Source organism: Arthrobacter sp. MMS24-S77 (assembly GCF_054888235.1).
This window is the reverse complement of sequence record NZ_JBTZRN010000001.1, coordinates 813,493-833,297: the sequence shown is the minus strand read 5'-3', so window position 1 is coordinate 833,297 and position 19,805 is coordinate 813,493. Positions and strand designations below refer to the sequence as shown.

Here is a 19,805-nt window from a genome sequence, read left to right as displayed (position 1 = left end):
ACTCTGTGCTAAACCAAGGTCAAGATGCACCGAAGCGTCAAAGGAGGTCACCATGAGCACAACGACGGATAAAGGATCGGGCCGCGGGCTGGAGATCAGGTCGATCGACTACGTTCCACTCAACGAGCGGCACGGCAAGGTCTCCCACATCGGGCCGCTGTGGTTCGTCAGCAATGCCCAGATTGCCACACTGGCCGTGGGCCTGATCAGCATCACCACCGGCGGGAACCTCATCTGGTCGCTGCTCGCGATCGCGATAGGTGTCCTCGTCGGCACACTGTTCATGGCCGCGCACTCCTCGCAGGGTCCCCAGCTCGGCCTGCCTCAGATGATCCAGTCCCGCCCGCAATTCGGGTATATCGGCGCCCTGCTGGTTTGGCTCTTTGCCTACCTTCAGTACGCCGGCTTCAACATCTTCAATACCATCCTGGCTGGCCAGGCCATCTCGGAGTCGGTGAACTTCGGGTCCGAAAACCTCTGGTTCTGGATAGTCACCATTGTCGCCGTCGTCATAGCCCTGTTCGGCTATGACCTCATCCATGCGTTCGAGCGCTACCTGACCTACCTGACCATCATCATGCTGGCGCTACTCACAGTGGCGGCTGTCAAGCTGACCATACCTGCCGGCGCGTACAACCTCGCCGACTTCCATCTGGTGCCGTTCCTTGGCCAACTGGGGGTCGCGGCCGGCTACCAGATCTCCTGGGCCATCTACGTCTCGGACTATTCCCGCTACCTCCCGCCAGCCAGTGGACGCGGCACCTTCCGGTGGACGTTCTGGGGCAGCGCGCTGGGCGGTATTTGGGTGATGTTCCTGGGTGCGTACATTGGCGCTGCGGCCGGGGAGAACTTCGAGACCATCGGCTCGATCAAATCCACGGCCGACCAGCTCTTCGGCGGATTCGGGGGCATTGCTTTGTTCATCGCAGCCCTCGGTTTGCTGTCCGTGACTGCCCTGAACATGTACGGTGGTTCGCTGACCCTGATATCGTCCATCGACAGTGTGCGGCAGATCCGGCCAACCCTGCGGCTCCGGATTATCACGATCGCCATCACCGCACTGATTTCCGTGGTCTTGGCAAACCTTGCCTCGACCGACTTCCTGGCGAATTTCAACGACTTCCTGCTACTGGTGCTGTACTTCTTCATTCCCTGGACGGCGGTCAACCTCACCGACTACTTCATCGTCCGCAAGGGCCACTACGCCATCGCGGAGATCTTCAAGCCCAATGGGATCTACGGACGCTGGGGCTGGCCCGGCATCATCTCCTACCTTGTCGGCTTTGTGGTGATGATTCCCTTCTTCTCGGCCGGCAAGCTCTTCGTCGGGTTCATCGCCCACGCCCTGGACGGCGCCGACATCTCCCTGTTCATTGGGCTCCCCGTCTCCGCTGGGCTGTACTGGCTGATGACCCGGCGTATCGACGTCGACGCCGAGACCCGCTTGGCCAAGGCGGAGGCGGATGCCCTGGAGGCGGCCGCGCACGAACACATCCTGCCGTAACGCGGCCAGCGCGCCAACCACGACGGCGACGACGGCGCGCAGTGCGGTTCGCCGGTCAGTGGTTGGCACGCTGATGGGCATGGTGTTCTCAGCCGATCCGGCGTCCGCCCAACCAGCTGACCATGGCGGGGTCGCGGTGGTCGAAGAAGAGGCTGGCGCCGGAGTCTAGGGTGGCGATCTGGCTCATTTGATCATCCGTGAGCGTGAAGTCGAAGACGTCGAGGTTCTGGGCCATCCGCTCGGGCCGGACTGACTTGGGGATGACGACAACCTCGCGCTGGATGAGCCAACGGAGCACCACCTGGGCCACGGACTTGCCGTGTGAATCGGCGATGGCACTGAGGATCGGATTGGTGAACAGCTCGTTGCGACCTTCCGCGAACGGTCCCCAGGACTCGATCTGGACACCGCGTTCGCGCATCAACGCCTGATCCGCGGCGCGCTGGTGGAAGGGGTGGGTCTCGATCTGGTTCACGGCCGGGACGATCTCGTTGTGGTCGATGAGGTCAACCAGCCGGTCGGGGTGGAAGTTCGAGACACCGATCGCACGGGCGAGGCCGTCCTTGTGGAGTTCCTGCATGGCGCGCCATTCGCTGTAGTAGTCCCCGAGCGGCTGGTGGATCAGGTACAGGTCGAGGTAGTCCAATCCGAGCCGTCGGAGTGAGTTGTCGAAGGCGCGCTTTGTCTCCTCGTGGACGCTGCCCGTGGGAGCGTGCTGGATCCAGAGCTTGGTGGTGATGAAGAGTTCGTCGCGGGCGATTCCGCTGTTCTTGATGGCTAGGCCGACGGCCTCTTCGTTCAGGTAGGAGGCCGCGGTGTCCAGGTGACGGTAGCCGACGGCGAGGGCTGCTTCCACAGCGGCCTGGGTTTCTTCGTCGGGGATTTGGAAGACGCCGAAGCCGAGGATCGGCATCTCGACGCCGTTGTTAAGGGTGACGGTGTTCATGGGGTTCCTTTGGAGTTGGTCTGGGGCTTATCGGATGATTTGGGCGTGGGCGGATTCGTAGTCCTGGTCGCTGACGGGTTCAAGCCACGTGGCGCTCTCCCCGTTGTCGTGCTCCACCAAGGCCAGGTGGCACATCATGTTGTCCTGCGTGGCGCCGTGCCAGTGTTCCTCACCGGGCGGGGTGTGCACCGTGTCTCCTGCGCGCATGATGATCACACTGCCATCCCGGGTAGCGACAACACCGATGCCATCCGTGCAGTGCAGGGTCTGGCCGAGGGGGTGGGAATGCCAGTTGGTGCGGGCCCCGGGAGTGAAGCGGACCATTGCCGCCACGAGCCGCGACGGAGCCTCGCCATTGTGAAGGGAGTTGAGGTAGACCTCTCCCGCGAACCTTTCCTTCGGGCCTTTGGCCGTGGGGGTAAGGGGTACGAGCTTCATCGTGCCTTCCTTTCGCTAGTGCTGTGATTGCTTCGTGTGCCGCAGCGGCAGGGATGCCGCTACGAGGACGAGAAGGAGAAGGGCCGTGGTGCCGAGGCTGATGCGCAGGCCGCCCATGAAGTCCTGGCCGGCGAGTGCGGCGCCAAAGACGGCGACGCCGAGGGAGCCGCCGAGCTGCCGGGCGGTGTTGACTGCTCCGCTAGCGGTCCCTGCCAGCTCCGCTGGCGCGTGGTCCATGATGAGGGCAATGATCGGGGGCACTGTGAAGGAACCGCCGACGCCGACCGGCACCATGAGGAATGCAACGAGCAGGGTCGGACTGTCGGTGGGGAGCAAGCACAGGCCTGCCAGTCCAAAGGCCATGAGCACCAGGCCAGCGACGATGGCGACGATGCGCCCGTAACGTTCCGCGAACCGGGCCACGAGCGGATTGAGGAGGGCAACAAGGCCGGTCATGGGCAGGAACAGGAGCCCCGTCTCCAGGGCGGTGGCGCCGCGTTGCTGCTGGAAATAGAGGCTCTGAAGGAAAACGACGCCGTAGAAGGCCGCCATCGTGACCCCGGCGATGGTCAGGGCGGTGGAGACAGTGCGTGAGCGGAACAGGTCAAGCGGGATCATCGGGTGCGCGCCCCGTGCCTGCGCGGCCACGAACGCGAGCGCCGATGCGGCACAGATTGCGAAGGTGGCCAGGATTCCGGGACTTCCGTAGCCTAGTTCCGCACCTTCGATAATCCCGTAAGCCAGGCTCGCCAGCGTGAGGACCGCTGTGACCTGCCCCAGCCAGTCGAACGGCATCGGGCGCCGCGGCGAAGGGGCTATGCGGGAGAGCACGAGCAGCGCCGCCACCCCGATCGGAAGGTTGACGAAGAAGATCAGCCTCCAGTCCAGTTGGGTGAGGAGGCCGCCGAGCACTGGTCCGGCAGCAGCAGCGACCGAGCCGCCCAGGCCCCAATACACGATGGCCCGGCCGCGGCGGGCGGGGTCATGGTAGGCCTCACGAATGAGCGCGAGGGAGGTAGGGGTGATCATCGCCGCTCCGATGCCCTGCAGTACGCGGCCGGCAATGAGGGCCGGAAGGCCGGGGCTGAAGCCGCACGCCACCGAAGCAACGGTGAACAAGATCATGCCGATCCCGTAGGCTCGGCGGGCGCCGACGCGGTCTGAGAAGGTACCGGAGAAGAGCTGCAATGCGGAGAACATGAGCGTGTAGCCGGTGACTATCCACTGCAGGCCGGAAAGACCGCCTCCGAAATCGTTCCTGATCCCGGGCAGGGCGACGTTGACGATCTGGGCATCCAAGGCGACAACGAAGAAACCCAGCATCGCAACCGCCAGGGACGCGCGCGGCCGGGCGAGGGTCGCTGGAACAGATGTGATGGTAGTCGCGGACATACGGCCTTCCAAACGGAGAAACGGGGACTGATTCAAGAAAACCAGTCCCCGCGTCCGCGTGGGAGTGCCTGTTGTACCGTGTACTGCCAGTGCCTGTTAGGGCAGCGCGTGTGCCAGATCTGTCACAAACCTCTATTGTGGGCAAATGGGCCATATCTGGCACAAATGAGAGTTAGGCGCGTATGATCAATATATGTCACAAACTCCGTTTTACCGGGCTGTCGACGCCGTCTCCCTGGGGCGGGCCATCAGCGATGCCCGAAAGGAAGCGTCCCTGACCCAACAGGATCTGGCGGACCGGCTCGGCACCGCCCGACGGACCATTGTCAGGCTCGAACACGGCGAAGCTGTCTCTGTCGTCGTCGCCATGAACGCCATCCGGGTGCTAGGCCGCGACGTCGCCTTGGTCCCCCGGTTCGCGAAGCTGCAGGTCAAGGCGTGAGCCCGCGGAAGAGCCTGGAAGTGTTCCTGCACGGGGAGCACGTCGGCGTCCTGACCGGGTCTGGCCTGAGGATGTCCTTCCAGTACGACCCGGACGTCGTCGCCGAGTACGGTGCCTCCTCCATTCTGCTGTCCCTGTCGCTGCCGGTGGACCGGAAGAAAATCGACGGACCCGCGGTGTACAACTACTTTGACGGGCTCCTGCCGGAGGGCCAGGTCCGTTCGCATCTCGCTTCAGAGAACGGGCTCTCGACCCCTGATGCCCTTGGGCTACTCACCGTCCTCGGCGCCGACTGTGCCGGCGCCGTCCAGGCGCTTCCGGCAGGTACGTCCCCTGATGGCCCGGCCGACTCCCAGACGATGACTGTCGATGAGGTCGTCGGCGTCGTCGAGGCGCTGCCGACCTGGGACCTGCCCGATGACTTCGCGATTACCGCTTCGCTAGGCGGCATTCAGTCCAAGGTGCTGCTAAGCCGGCACGGTGACGGCTGGGCCTGGCCGGGCCGCGGGGCAGTATCCACGCACATCATCAAACCGGAGCCGCTCGATTCGCCGGTGCCGCACCTGCTCGCCTCGGAAGACTGGGCGCTGAAGGTGGCCACTGCCGCCGGACTGCTCGCCGCACAAGCGCATCTGGAGATGTTCGGGTCCCGCCAGGCAATCGTCGTGACCCGATACGACCGGACTCCGGACGGTGGCCGGCTGCACCAGGAAGACTTCACCCAGGCTCTGGCGCTCGCCAGCACCTCCAAATATGAAACCTCCACCGCGCCCCGTCCCGCCTGACCCAGCTCGCGCGAGCCGCGGCACCGCACACCAGGGACGACCGGGAGTTCCGGCGCGCGCTGCTGCGGGCCATCACCTTCAACCTCGTGATCGGCAACGGGGATGCGCATTCGAAAAACTATTCGATGCTGATTCGGGACGGAGGCGAAGTGATGCTCGCCCCGCTCTACGACATCTCCCCCACCCTGCTGCTCTACGCCCCGAGCAACAACGCCGGCCATGTCGTGGGCGGCCAATCAAGGCTGAATTACCTCACCCTGGATCACGTCATCCGGGAAGGTGAATCGTGGGGCATGGATGCCGGGGATGCGCGGGCGACGGCGGTTGACGCGCTGGAGTCAGTGGCCACGGCGGCGCCCAAGGTCCCCGCACCGGAGGAGATTGGCTTCCTTGGCGAACTCGTCGCAGCGCGGGCCGGCGAACTGCTTGAGGGCAAGACCGCCCGCCGCGCCCTTGCCGGTCAGACGCCGGCGGCCACCTGACCTTTCGGACGCGGAGCGGGCACTGAGGGCCGCCGCCGGGAGCCGTCGTCACCCGGCGGAGCGGGCAGTGAGCCCGTTCACCACCGGTTCCAGTCGTGGGGGTCAGCGGGCCGCGGTGCCCTCCGTGTAGTCGTCATCGCTTTGGACCCACGAGAACAGCCTGCGAAGCTCACGGCCCGTGGCCTCGATCGGGTGGGACTCGGCTTTCTTGCGCAAGGCTTCGAACTCCGGAGCGCCCGCGTCCTGGTCGTCGATGAAGCGCGTAGCGAATACACCGTTCTTGATGTCGGCGAGAACAGCCTTCATGTTTTCTTTGACGTTCGGTGTGATGATGCGGGGGCCGGAGAGATAGTCGCCGTACTCGGCGGTGTCGGACACGCTCCAGCGCTGTTTGGCGATGCCGCCTTCGACCATCAGGTCAACGATCAGCTTGAGCTCGTGCAAGACCTCGAAGTAGGCGATTTCTGGCTTGTAGCCGGCCTCGGTCAGGGTCTCGAAACCATATTGGATCAGTTGGGCGGTTCCGCCGCAAAGTACTACCTGTTCGCCGAAGAGATCAGTTTCGGTCTCTTCGGCGAACGTGGTCTCAATGACTCCCGCGCGGGTGCCGCCGATTGCTTTGGCGTATGAAAGGGCCAGGTCACGGGCGTTGCCCGAAGCGTTTTGCTCGACTGCGATCAGGTCGGGCACACCGCGGCCGGCTTCGAATTCGCGGCGCACGATGTGCCCCGGGCCCTTTGGGGCAACCAGGGCGACGTCGACGTCGGACGGCGGCTGGATGTAGCCGTAGCGGATGTTGAAACCATGCGCAAAGAACAGGGCATCGCCGGCCTTCAAGTTCGGAGCGATCTCCTCGGTGTAGACGAAGCGCTGGACTTGGTCCGGGACGAGGATCATGATGACGTCCGCCTCGGCAGCGGCGTCGGCCACGGAAAGGACCCTCAATCCCTCCGCTTCAGCCTTGGATTTGGATTTGGAGCCTTCCTTGAGGCCGACCCGGACGTCCACACCGGAGTCGCGCAGGCTCAGGGCATGGGCGTGACCCTGGGAACCGTAACCGATCACCGCCACCTTGCGGCCCTGGATGATCGATAGCTCAGAGTCTTCGTCGTAGAACAATGTAGTCATAGTCGGTTTCCTACTGTGATTGTGGTCGGGGCGAGTCTCGCTGCTGGCGGGTATGGGTTCGGAACGACCGGATCGTCCGCGGCTATGGTGTTTCGGTCGTATTCGCGTACGTAGTCGATGCAGAAACCGATGACACGTTGTACCCAGATCTTGCCCATGTCCGTTGATGATTCGCTGAAGTCTCCGGTGACTCCGGTTGGGCAGATTTCGGAGAAGTCCCAGAAGATCTCTCCGGGGAGGTCGTTCGGGGGGATGAGGGCCTGGGTGTAGCTGGATGGTTGCCACCCGCCGAGCTTTGTCAGTTCGGGCGTGGGGAGGCGGTCGAGTCTGACTTCGTCGGGGAAGAGCTCCATCATGGCCGACATTTCCGGTTCCGCTCCGTGCCCGTACACCTTGTCCGGGTTCTTGTAGGCGTCCCTCATCAGGGAATAGCCGAGACCCCATGGGTAAAGCCTTCCGACATGCGTGCCGAACCGGTCCCGGAGAATATATGCCGCCTCCGCGGTGGCCCCCAGATTTCCGCCGTTGCCGTCGACCAACACGAGTCGTTTGAATCCGTGGCGGGCGAGCTCGGACCCGATGGAAACCACAAGGTCCGTCAACAATCCTTGAGGAAGGCTGATGGTGCCTGCGTAGCCTCGCAGGTTGTGTGAGTGGCCGTAGGGAATGGTCGGGGCAACAACGGCGCCGGTTGCGGTGGAGATTTGCCGTGCGACATAGTCGGCGATGAGCGCGTCTTCGTCCAGGGGGAGGTGCGGACCGTGCTGTTCAATGGCTCCGATTGGCAGCAGGACCACAGGGTTTTCCTTGGCTGCTTCAGCTGCTTCGGTCCAGCTCATTGCCCCGAGCAGCCGAGGTCCATCCGGGCCGGGGCGTTCCGCGACCAGGCGTGTAGGCGACGGAGTCGGTTCAGTCATTTGCTGTGCCCTTCCAGGAAGAAGCGCCGGTGTTCGAGGACGGGAACCACTCTTCGTACTTCCGCGAGCCGTTCTGCCGACAACAGGTGGGTAGCCAGTCCGGGCTGCGGTCCGGCGTCGGCCTTGACGACGCCGGCAGGGTCCACGATGACCGACCGGCCTACGCAGACGGGGCCGGTTTGTCCGGCAGCGGCTACATAGACGGTGTTCTCGATCGCCCGCGCCCGGAGGAGGGTTGACCAGTGTTCTTCCTTCAAGGGCCCGGCAACCCAAGCCGCGGGTATGACAATCACGTCCGCACCGGCGTCGACGAGCCTGCGGGCGGACTCAGGGAACCTGAGGTCGTAGCAGGTCATGAGCCCGAAGGTTGTGCCACCGATGGAGAAAGTGGTTGGCTCGTCCAATTCCCCGGCCTGTACTGAATCAGACTCCCGGTAGCCGAAGGCGTCGTAGAGGTGGATCTTGCGGTAGGTACCCTCCAGCGCTCCGTCCGGATTCACCACCAGGACGGTGTTGTGGACCTTGCGGGTGGCGTGGATGCTTTCAGTCATGCCGGCGACCACCCACAGACCGTTGGTCCGGGCGGCCTCCTGAAGGAAGCGGGCGAATTCGCCGTCGAGGTCCTCGGAGTGCGGGTAGAGGTCGCTTGACGAATCGGGGTGGCTGTACATGGAGTTTTCCGGCAGGACAACCAGCTCGGATCCTTCGGACGCCGCTTCGGCGATGAGGGCCGCGATGTCCTTGCGGTTCTGGGCTTTGTCGGTGCCGGCGCTGAATTGCGCGACTGCTACTTTCGGGGACATGTTCATTCTTTCGGAAGAGGGGTTCGCTAGCGCAGGACTCGACGAAGGCCAACGAGCCGTTCCACGACGATCACAATGACGATGCTCAAGACAATCAGCATGGTCGAGACGGCGGCGAGGAGTGGGTCGGTCCTGGTTTGTACGTAGTCGAACATTGCGATGGGCAGCGTCTTGACCCTGCTGGACACCAGGAACAGGCTCACGACGGCCTCATCGAAGGTGAGCAGGAAGGCCAGGACAAATCCCGACAACACTCCGGGGAGTATCAAGGGCAGTGTCACCGTACGAAAGACGACGACGGGCGACGCTCCCAGCGTTTGGGCCGCTTCTTCGCACCGTGCGTCCATCGTCGTCAGGCTCAGCAAGGTAGTCCGGATAACGTACGGAATGACCAGGCCTGCGTTGGCAAGAATCAGGCCCTGGTACGTTCCCTTGAGCCCCATCGGACTGAAGACGAGCAACAGGCCCAGCCCTACGACGATCGCAGGGACGAGAAGCGGTGCCAGGAAGATGCTTTCAACCGCCTGGCGTCCGCGGAACTTGCCGCGTGACAGGGCCACCGCGGCGGGTATGGAAACCGCGGCAGAAAGGACGGATGAACCGGTGGCGACCAAAACGCTGACTTGCAGGGCACTTGCGAAGCCTCCGCCGTTGGCGAACAGGGCCTGGTACCACTTCAGGCTCCATCCGCTGGGCGGAAATTGAAGGAAATCGTCAGCGGAGAACGAAATGATGACCGTGATGATGATCGGGGCCAGCAGAAACAGGTACAGCAGTGTGACACCGAGGCGGACAGGCCACCGGCCAAGGACACTTGTTGTCATGAGGAACGGCTCCAATCCAAGCGGTTCATGATGCGCTGGTAACCCACCAGCACGCCGGCAAAGAGGGCCATGAGGATGAAGGAAATAGCAGCGGCCAGCGGCCAGTTCAATGAGTTCACAGCCTGATCAAAGATCTCGGTGGCCATGGTGAATACCCTTCCCCCACCCACGAGTGCCGGGGTGACGAAGGAGCTGATAGTCAGGACGAACACCAGCAGGCATCCTGTGAGGATCCCGGGCAAGGTGAGGGGCAGGACCACACGGAAGAAGGTGCGGGCTGGGCTTCCTCCCAATGTCGCCGATGCCTCCATTGCCGTGTCGTTGAGCCTGGAAGAACCGGTGACAACGCTGAGGATCATGTAGGGCATGAGGATCTCAACCAGGGCGATGATGACCCCTACCTCGTTGTTCGCGAGCTTGATTGGTTCGGAGATAACGCCGGTCCCCAAAAGTACTTCATTGACGATGCCTTGATCCCCGAGAATAGCCATCCAGCCGAAGGTACGGACCACGGCGCTGGTCAGAAGCGGAGCCAGGGCAAGCACCAGAAGGGCGCTCTTCCACCGGGATTGTGTGCGGAGAAGAAAGAGCGCAAGCGGGAATCCAAGGATGAAAGCCCCGGCTGTCACCGCGAGGCCAAGGTACAGGGTTCGTCCGATGAGGCCCAGGTTGAACGTGCTGTTGAAGAATCCGGCGTACGAATCAAACGCGAAGCCGTCATGAATGATGCCTCCGGCCTCGGATTGGTTGAAGGACATTCTCAGCAGCCAAGCGAGCGGGACCCCGAAGATGACACCGATGAGAAGGAGGCCCGGGGCGAGCTTCAAGGTTGTCGACCAGATTGGGGCCAGCCCGCGGGAGGCCTTCTCCTGCGCGGCCGCGACGGGCCGGTTCAGTTCCTTAGTGGACATGGTCTGCAACCAATCCGAGGTGTTGGGACAGCACCCGGTTGGCGATTGTCACATCCGGGAGGGGAGTTCCTTCGTCCAGCTTGCGGATGAGGATGTTCTCTTTGGCATCGGATTCGAGTGCCTCGTCGATGATGATTTCGGCATCCGATGCCGGGATTGCAAGCACTCCGTTGTCGTCAGCGAGGATGATGTCGCCAGCGCAGACTGCCACGCCGCCGATGCTGACCGGGACGTTGACCCCGCCTTGGTTCACGCCGAGCAACTTCGTCGTGAGCACGCTTGTACCTCGGGCGAAGACGGGGAGGCCGATACGGGCGACTTCATTCAGATCAGTCATAACTCCGTCAATAACAATGGCGGACCCTCCCGCGACTTTGACCGCATGGGCGACGACCTCCCCGACCGGTGCGTGCCGGCGGTCACCGCCTGTGGAGACGACCAGTACGTCGCCTGGTTCAAGCAGGGCTACTGCCCTGTGCATGAGCGACGAATCCAGCCCGGGGATCTGGACAGTTACTGCCCGTCCCAGAATCTTGCTGCCCGGAAGGTGCGATCGGATTTCGGGTTCCACGAAACCGCGTTCGTGGAAGTGGCCAAGGGTCGGGTAACTGACTCGCGCCAATTTGGACTTCAGCTCGGGAGTGATTTGTGCGCCGTTCGGGCGTTCGATGATTGCCATGGGGATTTCCTCGTTCTGTTCTCGGGGCCGTTGTCAGGCGGCGATGAAGTGGACGTTGTCCGTAGCTGCCGTCACTGCGGCCTCCGAACCGACTGCGAGGGTCGGTGAGCCGTCCGCCCGCATCTGGACCTTCAGGAGGTTTTGTCCGGTCTGGATTTCATACTGGATGGTGTCGCCGAAATAGGTTGCAGAACGCACATCTCCCCTGATGCCGTCAGGTGAATCCGAGGCGCTACGTGCCTTTAGCTGGTGCGGCCGGATCATCGCCGTGGAAGTGCCGGCGGTCTCTCCGGAGATGCGCGGGACGCTGAGGTGGCCCGCTCCGGGCACCTCAATCAGGTGCCGCCCGGCACTACTGGATACGCGGACGCTGTCAATCAGATTGGCCTGGCCCACGAACTCGGCGACGAAACGCGTGGCGGGACGTTCGAAGATGTCGCTCGGCGTGCCGAACTGCTCCAGGACACCCTCGGACATGACGGCGATCTTGTCCGCCATGGTCAGCGCCTCGTCCTGGTCGTGGGTCACGAAGACCGATGTGATTCCCATCTTGCGTTGAATGCTCCGGATCTCTGTGCGCATGGCGTCCCGGAGCTTGGCGTCAAGGTTGGACAACGGCTCATCCATCAGGAACAGCTGGGGATTTACGACAATTGCCCGGGCCAGCGCGACGCGCTGTTGCTGGCCGCCGGACAGCGCGGTCACCCTCCTGTCCGCCAGGTGTCCCAGCCTGACCAGGTCGAGCACGTTCTGCACCCGAACGGCGATTTCCGTTTTCGGGATATGCCTCATCTTCAGCCCGTAGGCGACGTTCGACTTCACGTCGAGGTGAGGAAACAGCGCATAGTTTTGAAAGACCATGCCAATGGAGCGCTTGTGCACCGGCGTCTTGGTGATGTCTTTGCCCTGTACATGAATGGAACCCGAGGTTGGCTCAATAAGCCCGGCAATCATGCGCAGGGTTGTTGTCTTGCCGCATCCGGAAGGTCCAAGGAGAGCTAGGAAGTCGCCTTCGTCGACTTTGAGCGAAACGCGGTCGACGGCGGCCGAGGGGGTGTTCTTGTACTTCTTTGTCAGGGCATTGATGCTCAGGTAGCCCGCCCGGGTGTCAGGGCTTGCAGAACTCATTACTTCGCCCCCACAACTTCGGTCTTGAGCCGGGTGGCCCAGGAATCGCGCTGCTTGACCACGACATCCCAGTCAAGAGGAATGACACGGGAGGATTTGGCAGGGTCAGCGACCGGAATCTTCGCGAGGAGGTCGGCCGGGAGCTGGACCTTCGTGTTGGTCGGAGCATAGGCCATGAGTTTGGCAAAGCTGCCCTGAGCTTCGGTGCCAAGAGCGTAGTTGATGAAGGCAGCCGCGGCCTTGGGGTTCGGCGACCCTTTCACCTGGTTGAGGGTGTTGACCTGAAGGACGGTCCCTTCCTTGGGCAGGACAGCTTTCATGGCGCCGTTGGACTGGTCGGCGAAGAGCTGCGATCGGGCATTCCAGCCCACCCCGTAGGACGCGCTCCCGTTCTGAACCATGGTGTAGGGGTCAGGCTGCGGATTCCACGTCTCCACCCGGGGTGAAAGTTTGGCCAGCTTGGCAATTCCCTGATCGACCGACTTCTTGTAGTCGCCGCCCTCCATCTGGGTCGTGATGACGGTGAGCCCCACCGTGCTGGTCAAATCAGGCGGTCCGATGATGGCGGTCTTGCCGGCGGCCGCCGGGTCTTCCCAGAGAGCGTTCCACGACTCGGGTGCGCTCTTCACGGCCTTGGTGTTGTACATCAGCGCGACGCTGTCGAACGTGACGCCAGCGCCGAAGTCTCCATTGATGCGAGCCTTCGGATCGAGATCTTTAAGGTTGGGAACGGCTGCGGGGTCCAACGCTTGGAAGATGCCTTCAGCGTTGGCTGTGCGGGCCACCGCCAGATCCAGGAGTGAAACATCGACGCTGGGGTTGTTCTTGTCGGCGCGAAGCGCCGCGAGCGACTCTGCGCTGGTGCGGGCCTGGACAAACGAGACTTTCAGGTTCGGGTGAAGCTTCTCAAATGGCTCCACAACCGACTTGACGTAGTTGTCCTGGAAGACGCCAGGGTAAATGCTGAACACCAGCTCACCGGAAACATCGTCCCCGTTCGTCGACTGGGTGGAAGCAGATCCCCCGCAGGCCGTGAGAGCCAGGGCTGGCAGCGCTAGCAGGGCAGCGCCCTTGAAGAGACGCCATTTGGTTGAAGTCAATTTTTGCTCCTGTGGGTAAATGTTGCCTTGACTGAAGATGCCCGAAAACGTGGTGTTTTGTGGAATTTATTGTCGAACTGTGGATAGCCATGTGTCAAGGGTTACATCCTTGTGTGACTTCGGCCATGCTCAAAGCGGATACCCGCGTGAAATCCCACGCAAAAAATCGTCCAGAACGCACGCAAACGGTCATTACTAGTCAAATCTGGGCGTTTCGGGCTTGCGGGACACACTTGCTGTGGACATACTGATTGACATGAACCCACGGAAACCCTCGGAAACGGGCAACGATGCTAGTTGCTGAAAGACATCGTCGGATCGTGTACAAGCTCCATGGCACGGGAGTAGTCAGCACAGAGGATCTGGCCCAATCATTGTCTGTCTCCAACGAGACGATTCGACGGGATCTTGCCGTGTTGGAAAAGCGTGGCCTGCTATCGCGCGTCCACGGGGGTGCGACATCCCCTCTTCCTCTGCCACCTGGGGAGGAGCCACCATTTGCGGAACGCGCCAACGTTGCAAGCGAGGCGAAGGAAAGAATCGGTAAAGCTGCTGCCTTGTTACTTGAGCCGGGGCAGTTCGTAGTCCTGGATGTCGGAACAACCGCGCTTAGCGTGGCGAGGGCAATTCCCAGTGATTTTCGCGGCACAGTCGCGACCAATTCACTCCTCGTGGCAATCGAACTTTCGAACCATCCAAACTTGGTGGTCCACGTGGCCGGGGGCCGGCTCCGGGGCGGAGATATGGCGCTCTCCAACTCCGCTGCCCAAAACTTTTTCAGAGACCTGCACCCGGACATCGCTTTCCTTGGATCCGGTGGAATCGACGCAACGGCTGGTCTAACCGACTACTACCTCGAGGAAGCAGCAGCCCGGAAGGTCATCATTCAAAACTCCGCCGTTTCGTATGTCTTGGCGGACTCATCAAAGTTCGGGCGCGTGGCACGTCATCGCGTCGCGGGGCTCCAGGAACTCACCGGGCTAATCACCGACTCCGAACCGCCGAGCACTATCCGTGAAGCACTCGAAAAGGGCGGCGGCGTAACGATCATCGCGTAACTCTCTACACCCGACGTGCACGCGCTCCTTCTTCGCCGCGTCCCACCCCATGTCTTTGATCTGCACCGAGACCCCGAATATCTTGCGCAGCCGGTCGAGATGCTTCGCGATCGCCAGGGCATCGTCGCGGTCCAGCACCCCGTCGTCGTACCACGCCATGATGGCCGGGTCCCCGGCCACCAGGTGCGGATCATGGTGGGAGTTCTTCGTCTTGTTGGCATCCGACGATGCCAGGTAAACCATGAGCCACCCATGCGCGAACCGCGGGTGATGTTCGGAATCATCGGGTACATCAGCCCGTCAATCGCGTCATCGATCCGCATGGCCACGGAACGCAGGTGCTTCAGCGCTTCGCGGGCTCGGCCGGGAACTCGCTCGTGGCGTTAGCCTGCCGTGCAAGCTGGTTGATGTTGTTCGAGGAACGGGCCAACAAATCGTGAAGGGACATCAGTTCCGCAGCAATCGCACGGCGTTCCGTCGGCGAATCAGAATGCACCGACGGAACGCCGAAGAAACCGGGACCATCTCCCGCTCAGCCATGGCCACCATCGCCGCTTCCTCCTCAACGGTGACCCACACGTCACGGCGCTTCTTCGTCCCCGCCGGGGTGTTCTCACGGCGCCGCCGCGAGAGCCCGAAAGCCCGCCCCAATATTGACGGTCGTCAGACAATAGCCACTGCTCCGCCCCTGGACAATCAAGGGGCGCGATCTCCGACTGCGGAGTTGCACTAGCGGGTCACACACTGGACTTACACGCCGCCGGCGGCGCCAAACGCAGGCGAAGAAGCGCGACGGCGGAAATGAGGAACCACGCGATATTCGTGACCACAGAGGGCCATGCTTCGTGGAACGCGCCGTTGACAATGAAGGCGCAAGCGCCGAGTAGATTTGCCGTCTGGAAGCGTCTGCCGGCCTTCAACCAACCCATGGAAACGGTCAGGTGTGCACTGAGTATTGCAGCCGCTCCTGCCCAGCCGGCGACTTCCCACAGCAGTTCCACGGTGTCCTTTCAGAAGTGATCCCCAGCTGTTAGCGCTCGGAAGTATTGTCAAACTTGGATGGGTACAAAATGAACACAACGTTCGTTCACGCGGCCCGCCATGTCTCTCTTCGACATCCACGCCACGGTCCCGTATCCCGGCGCCTCGGGTGGATGCCCAACTGTTCCCCACCCCGCCTGAACAACCCGACCGAGTGAGAATCGGGCCCCTGGATTTCGGATCAAGAACCGCCGCAACTCCCAAGTGGTCAACTGCTGGGCCGTCTCACCAATCCACTGCGATGTACTTGGCCTCGGTGAACTCCAGCATGCCGTGGTGGGCGCCTTCGCGCCCCAGGCCCGATTGTTTGACGCCACCAAACGGTGCGGCCGGGTCGGATACCAGGCCGCGGTTGACGGCGACCATACCGCTTTCAAGTTTCTCGGCTACCCGCAGCCCGTTGGCTAGATCACCGCTGTACACGTAGGCGCTCAGCCCGTACTCTGTATCGTTGGCCGCGGCGATCGCGTCAGCGGTGTCCTCGAACGGGATCAGGGCGGCCACCGGCCCGAAGATCTCTTCGCTGACCAGCCGGGACTCGCGCGGAACGTTGGCGAGAACCGTTGGCAGGCAGTAGGAGCCGGCGCGTTCAGGAGCAGAGCCGCCGACCAGCAGCTGCGCGCCACGGTCGCACGCGTCGTCGATGAGGTCGATGACCTTGTTGACGCTCGGATGGTCCACGAGCGGGCCGCACTGGGTCTGGTCGTCGGTACCCGGCCCCACCACCAGGCTGGCGAACCGGTCTGCGATCATTCTGGCGAACCGGTCGTGCAACGACGAGTGCACGTAAATGCGGTTGGCTGCAGTGCAGGCCTGGCCGCCGTTGCGCATCTTGGCCACCATCACGCCCTCAAGTGCCTTGTCCAGATCGGCGTCGGCCAACACAATGAATGGCGCGTTGCCACCCAGCTCCATCGAGCATTTGATCACCTGGTCGGCGGCCTCGTGCAGCAACACCCTCCCGACCTCGGTAGATCCGGTGAAGGACAACTTGCGCACCCGAGGATCGTGCAGCAGTTTGTTGACCACCAGCGAGGTGCTGCTCGTAGTGATGACATTGACCACGCCGCCGGGTACCCCGGCTTCGGCCAGGATCTCGGCGATCGCATAGGCGGTCAGCGGGGTCGCGGTAGCCGGTTTGAGTACCGTCGTGCACCCGGCGGCCAGGGCGGGGGCGATCTTGCGGGTGGCCATGGCGGCTGGGAAGTTCCAGGGCGTCACCAGCAGGCATACACCGATCGGTTGGTGCTGCACAATGATCCGATTCGCTCCGGCGGGAGCCAGTGAAACCTCTCCGAGAATCCGAACCGCTTCCTCGGAATACCAGCGGAAGAACTCGGCCGCATAGCCGATCTCGCTACGGGCGTCGGCTATCGACTTGCCGTTCTCCAACGAGATCAGATACGCGAGTTCCTCAGCGCGCTCGGTCATCAGCTCGAACGCACGACGCAGGATCTCGGCGCGCTGCCGCGGCGGCACCGCCGACCAGGATTCCAGTACGCCCGCGGCGGCATCTACGGCGGAGGCGGCGTCCTCGGGAGACGCATCGGCAACGGTGGTGATCACCGTGTCGTCGGACGGATTGACCACGTCGATGCGCTTGGCCCGGCCGCCGGGCAGCCAGGAGCCACCGATGAAGAGGTCGTTGTGGTAAAGGGTTTCGGTGATGGCCAAAGGTTCTCCTAGTTCTTGTCGGGCCTGGAATCAGGCATCGTGCGGTCGCCCCGGAAAGCGTTCGTCATGATGGTGAGCATCGCGGCCTGATCGAGCTGTCGGGGGTTGTTGTCGACCAGCCGTTTGGCCAATAGCCCCTGCTCGGCGATCGCCGGCAGGTCTCCTTCCTTCACGCCAAGCTCGGCGATCGTCGGCACCGCGAGCCCATCGACGATGGCGTCTAGCGCTTCGATCGCCGACACGGCGTCAGTCCAGTAGTCAACACCGGAGGCAACGCCGAGCGAGGCGCCGATGGCGGCGAATTCACTGACCCGGGCCGGAAGGTTGTAGCGGGTCACGTACGGCAGCAGCGCGCCCACGCCGAATCCGTGTGGTGTGTGAGTGGCGGCCCCGATCGGGTACTGCAGGGCGTGTGCCGCCGACGTCCCACCAGTGCCTATCGCCACACCGCCGAGGAAGGACGCGAGCATCACGTCGCGGCGTGCATCGCCGTTCGACGGCTCCAGCTGGGCGGTCAACAGACTTCGCCCCATCAGCGAAAGCCCTTCCAAGGCAGCGGAATCGCTAAACATCGATTTCCCGATGAAGACCCGTTCCGAGCTAAGCTCTGCGGTCGGCGTGCGTCTCACAGCGGTGTACGACTCGACCAGGTGCACGACGGCATCGATTCCGGATGCGGCGGTGAGCGCCGCTGGGCACGAGTACGTTAGCTCGGGATCGCAAATAGCTGCTTGCGGCACAAGATGCGGGCTCGAGATGCCGACCTTCATGGCTCGATTCGGATCGGCGATGACGGCCACAGGCGTGGCCTCCGAACCCGTGCCCGCGGTCGTCGGGACGGCGATGACCGGCAGTATGGGACCAGGCACGGCGTTTTCTCCGTAGTAGTCGGAAGGCTGGCCGCCGTGGGACAGCAGCAGTGCCACGACCTTCGCCATGTCGATGCAGCTGCCGCCACCGAACCCGATCACCGCGTCGATCGGAGTATGGGCCAGACCAGCGACGCATTCGACCACCCCCGGCAGCGGAAGCTCGGGTTCCGTCCGGTCGAAAACGTGCACGGATACGCCAGCGGCGTTGAGGCTGACGGTAAGTTCGGCGAGTTCGGGCGATGTCCCAAGCCGGGCGTCCGTGCAGATCAGCGCATTGCGCCCGTAACCGGCCGTGATGGAGCCGAGCGCTCGGCGCTGGCCGGCACCGAACAAGACGGTTCGCGGTAGGCGCAACAGTCCGCAGGACGTTCCGGACGTATCGGGGCCGATACCCGCTCCGTGTGGAGAGTCTATGGTCGCGGTGAAGTTCATGTGGTGCCTTTCGTGTCAAAAGTTCAGCGGCAGCGTGCAGATCTCATCCCAGAGGGCACCGGGCAGCGCGATGCCCTCTGTAGCGGCGCGGTCGCGGCGGACATCCGAGGAATCCCCGGGAGCCCGAACGGGGTTAGCCGGATCGACCGGCGGCGATGTGCGCACGGCAGCCAGGTATTCAGAAACCGCATCCCCGAAACCGGCTTCGGCCACGATAAACACATCACCCTTATTGGACGGGTGGATCGAGTCGAGCGTGCCGACGACGTCGCGACCCAGTGCAGCCCCGGTGAGTGCAGTGACCAGCACCTCAAATGCAAGCCCTAAGCCATAGCCTTTGGCGCCGCCGAACGGGGCGATCGATCCACGCTTGGCGCGCTCGGCGTCGACGGTTTCCTCACCGTCCTCGTCGAGGGCCCAACCCGGTTCCAGCTGCGCTTTGCGGTTGGCGTGGTCGTGGATCTTGCCCATCGACACCAGTGAGGTGGCCATGTCGAACACCAGGGCCCGCGGTTGCGCCGGCACTCCGATCGCAATCGGGTTGGACCCGACCATTGCGATCCGCCCGCCGTAGGGGTGCATAAGCGCCTCGCTGGTGGTCATCGCGATACACACCTGGCCACGGTCCGCAATTTTTCGGGCATACCACGCCAGCATGCCCAGATGGTTGCACGAATGCACAGCAGCCGCCGCCACGCCCGCACTGTTCGAGCAACGCTCCGAAATTACTTCCAGGGCATGGACTCCCACCACGGGGCCGAGACCGTTCTGGCCGTCGACTGACGCCAGCGCATCCCCGCGCCAATTAATCCGTCCGGTGGCAACCGGGTCAGCGACCCGGTTGCGGATCCGGTCGATTACCCTCGGCAGGCGCAAGAGACCGTGGGACGGCAGCCCTCGGGCCTCCGCGTCGATGAGCAGATCGGCCTGCAGGTGTGCGTTCTCCGCGGGAACCCCCACCGCAAGCAGCGCCTGTACCGCGGCCTGCATCGCGTCGTCGAGACTGACCCGTACAGATTCAATTGCAATCAAGTTTCTCCTCGCCTTCCACTAGGAGGCCGGGACGAGGGGTTCTCCCGTCGCCCCGGCCTCTGCCACTTAGCTCAATCAAATGCCTTTACGGAGCCGACGCCTCGACCGTCTAAGATGCTCTTTCATGCGTGCTCGCGCTCCCTTGGCCTCGATGGCGCCATGACGGCAGAACGTTTATTGAGCGCCTCTTCGCCCGAGATTGGCTCCCGAGGTTACG

Annotated in this window: 20 protein-coding genes and 2 pseudogenes; 5 read left to right on the top strand and 17 right to left on the bottom strand. The window is 62.8% G+C overall.

Annotated features, from left to right (window positions below; translation table 11 throughout):
* Positions 1 to 52: 52 nt before the first annotated feature.
* A complete protein-coding gene (locus ACX5I4_RS03855) occupies positions 53 to 1,504 on the top strand; it encodes a purine-cytosine permease family protein (protein ID WP_461835495.1) in 1,452 nt (483 codons plus the stop codon).
* Positions 1,505 to 1,592: 88 nt separating this feature from the next.
* Here ACX5I4_RS03855 and ACX5I4_RS03850 read toward each other — a convergent pair whose 3' ends face one another.
* The 3 genes from ACX5I4_RS03850 to ACX5I4_RS03840 are packed head-to-tail and all read right to left on the bottom strand — an operon-like array spanning position 1,593 to position 4,280.
* Positions 1,593 to 2,450, bottom strand: coding sequence for an aldo/keto reductase (locus ACX5I4_RS03850; protein WP_461835494.1), 858 nt, complete (start codon positions 2,448 to 2,450; stop codon positions 1,593 to 1,595).
* A 27-nt stretch (positions 2,451 to 2,477) separates the two neighbouring features.
* Complete coding sequence (locus tag ACX5I4_RS03845; RefSeq protein WP_461835493.1) at positions 2,478 to 2,888, bottom strand: (R)-mandelonitrile lyase; 411 nt, start codon at positions 2,886 to 2,888, stop codon at positions 2,478 to 2,480.
* Positions 2,889 to 2,903: 15 nt separating this feature from the next.
* On the bottom strand, positions 2,904 to 4,280 hold the full coding sequence (locus ACX5I4_RS03840) for an MFS transporter (RefSeq protein ID WP_461835492.1): 1,377 nt from the start codon (positions 4,278 to 4,280) through the stop codon (positions 2,904 to 2,906).
* Between the two features lie 193 nt (positions 4,281 to 4,473).
* On the opposite strand from ACX5I4_RS03840, the gene ACX5I4_RS03835 reads away from it, so the two are divergent.
* From ACX5I4_RS03835 to ACX5I4_RS03825, 3 genes are read left to right on the top strand one after another with little or no spacing between them, the layout of a single operon-like run.
* Positions 4,474 to 4,722 (top strand): helix-turn-helix transcriptional regulator, encoded by a 249-nt coding sequence (locus ACX5I4_RS03835; RefSeq protein WP_461835491.1) that lies wholly within the window; start codon positions 4,474 to 4,476, stop codon positions 4,720 to 4,722.
* Positions 4,719 to 5,507 carry a type II toxin-antitoxin system HipA family toxin gene (locus ACX5I4_RS03830; protein ID WP_461835490.1) on the top strand — a complete coding sequence of 263 codons (789 nt, stop codon included), beginning with the start codon at positions 4,719 to 4,721 and terminating at the stop codon, positions 5,505 to 5,507. Before ACX5I4_RS03835 ends, ACX5I4_RS03830 begins: the two co-directional genes overlap by 4 nt.
* Positions 5,504 to 5,989, top strand: a complete 486-nt coding sequence (locus ACX5I4_RS03825; RefSeq protein ID WP_461838638.1) for a HipA domain-containing protein — start codon at positions 5,504 to 5,506, stop codon at positions 5,987 to 5,989. Before ACX5I4_RS03830 ends, ACX5I4_RS03825 begins: the two co-directional genes overlap by 4 nt.
* A gap of 102 nt (positions 5,990 to 6,091) precedes the next feature.
* Here the strand turns inward: ACX5I4_RS03825 and ilvC are convergent, their stop codons facing one another.
* The 8 genes from ilvC to ACX5I4_RS03785 are packed head-to-tail and all read right to left on the bottom strand — an operon-like array spanning position 6,092 to position 13,479.
* On the bottom strand, positions 6,092 to 7,117 hold the full coding sequence (gene ilvC, locus ACX5I4_RS03820; protein ID WP_461835489.1) for a ketol-acid reductoisomerase: 1,026 nt from the start codon (positions 7,115 to 7,117) through the stop codon (positions 6,092 to 6,094).
* Positions 7,114 to 8,034 (bottom strand): creatininase family protein, encoded by a 921-nt coding sequence (locus ACX5I4_RS03815; protein WP_461835488.1) that lies wholly within the window; start codon positions 8,032 to 8,034, stop codon positions 7,114 to 7,116. The genes ilvC and ACX5I4_RS03815 overlap by 4 nt, the downstream gene beginning before the upstream one ends.
* Positions 8,031 to 8,837 carry a carbon-nitrogen hydrolase family protein gene (locus ACX5I4_RS03810; protein ID WP_461835487.1) on the bottom strand — a complete coding sequence of 269 codons (807 nt, stop codon included), beginning with the start codon at positions 8,835 to 8,837 and terminating at the stop codon, positions 8,031 to 8,033. Before ACX5I4_RS03810 ends, ACX5I4_RS03815 begins: the two co-directional genes overlap by 4 nt.
* A gap of 26 nt (positions 8,838 to 8,863) precedes the next feature.
* Positions 8,864 to 9,661, bottom strand: coding sequence for an ABC transporter permease (locus tag ACX5I4_RS03805; protein ID WP_461835486.1), 798 nt, complete (start codon positions 9,659 to 9,661; stop codon positions 8,864 to 8,866).
* Positions 9,658 to 10,572 carry an ABC transporter permease gene (locus tag ACX5I4_RS03800; RefSeq protein WP_461835485.1) on the bottom strand — a complete coding sequence of 305 codons (915 nt, stop codon included), beginning with the start codon at positions 10,570 to 10,572 and terminating at the stop codon, positions 9,658 to 9,660. Before ACX5I4_RS03800 ends, ACX5I4_RS03805 begins: the two co-directional genes overlap by 4 nt.
* The gene (locus ACX5I4_RS03795) at positions 10,562 to 11,251 is read right to left on the bottom strand and encodes an RraA family protein (RefSeq protein ID WP_461835484.1); all 690 of its coding nucleotides are present in this window, start codon (positions 11,249 to 11,251) and stop codon (positions 10,562 to 10,564) included. Before ACX5I4_RS03795 ends, ACX5I4_RS03800 begins: the two co-directional genes overlap by 11 nt.
* A gap of 33 nt (positions 11,252 to 11,284) precedes the next feature.
* Positions 11,285 to 12,379 carry an ABC transporter ATP-binding protein gene (locus ACX5I4_RS03790; protein ID WP_461835483.1) on the bottom strand — a complete coding sequence of 365 codons (1,095 nt, stop codon included), beginning with the start codon at positions 12,377 to 12,379 and terminating at the stop codon, positions 11,285 to 11,287.
* A complete protein-coding gene (locus ACX5I4_RS03785) occupies positions 12,379 to 13,479 on the bottom strand; it encodes an ABC transporter substrate-binding protein (RefSeq protein WP_461835482.1) in 1,101 nt (366 codons plus the stop codon). The genes ACX5I4_RS03790 and ACX5I4_RS03785 overlap by 1 nt, the downstream gene beginning before the upstream one ends.
* Positions 13,480 to 13,769: 290 nt before the next feature.
* Here ACX5I4_RS03785 and ACX5I4_RS03780 point away from each other — a divergent pair, with 290 nt between their 5' ends.
* Positions 13,770 to 14,537: a DeoR/GlpR family DNA-binding transcription regulator gene (locus ACX5I4_RS03780; protein WP_461835481.1), complete on the top strand. Its 768-nt coding sequence runs from the start codon at positions 13,770 to 13,772 to the stop codon at positions 14,535 to 14,537.
* Here ACX5I4_RS03780 and ACX5I4_RS03775 read toward each other — a convergent pair.
* From ACX5I4_RS03775 to ACX5I4_RS03750, 6 genes and pseudogenes are all read right to left on the bottom strand, one after another.
* Positions 14,538 to 14,821: pseudogene (locus tag ACX5I4_RS03775) on the bottom strand (relaxase/mobilization nuclease domain-containing protein); the annotation flags it as partial.
* Between the two features lie 59 nt (positions 14,822 to 14,880).
* The gene (mobC, locus tag ACX5I4_RS03770; protein ID WP_461835480.1) at positions 14,881 to 14,985 is read right to left on the bottom strand and encodes a plasmid mobilization relaxosome protein MobC; all 105 of its coding nucleotides are present in this window, start codon (positions 14,983 to 14,985) and stop codon (positions 14,881 to 14,883) included.
* A gap of 325 nt (positions 14,986 to 15,310) precedes the next feature.
* Positions 15,311 to 15,538 (bottom strand): annotated as a pseudogene (locus ACX5I4_RS03765) (CBU_0592 family membrane protein); the annotation flags it as partial.
* A gap of 265 nt (positions 15,539 to 15,803) precedes the next feature.
* The gene (locus ACX5I4_RS03760) at positions 15,804 to 17,252 is read right to left on the bottom strand and encodes an NAD-dependent succinate-semialdehyde dehydrogenase (protein ID WP_461835479.1); all 1,449 of its coding nucleotides are present in this window, start codon (positions 17,250 to 17,252) and stop codon (positions 15,804 to 15,806) included.
* Positions 17,253 to 17,260: 8 nt separating this feature from the next.
* Entirely contained in the window at positions 17,261 to 18,556 is a 1,296-nt protein-coding gene (locus ACX5I4_RS03755) for an iron-containing alcohol dehydrogenase (RefSeq protein WP_461835478.1), read from the bottom strand.
* A gap of 15 nt (positions 18,557 to 18,571) precedes the next feature.
* On the bottom strand, positions 18,572 to 19,588 hold the full coding sequence (locus ACX5I4_RS03750; protein ID WP_461835477.1) for an Ldh family oxidoreductase: 1,017 nt from the start codon (positions 19,586 to 19,588) through the stop codon (positions 18,572 to 18,574).
* Between the last annotated feature and the right edge of the window lie 217 nt (positions 19,589 to 19,805).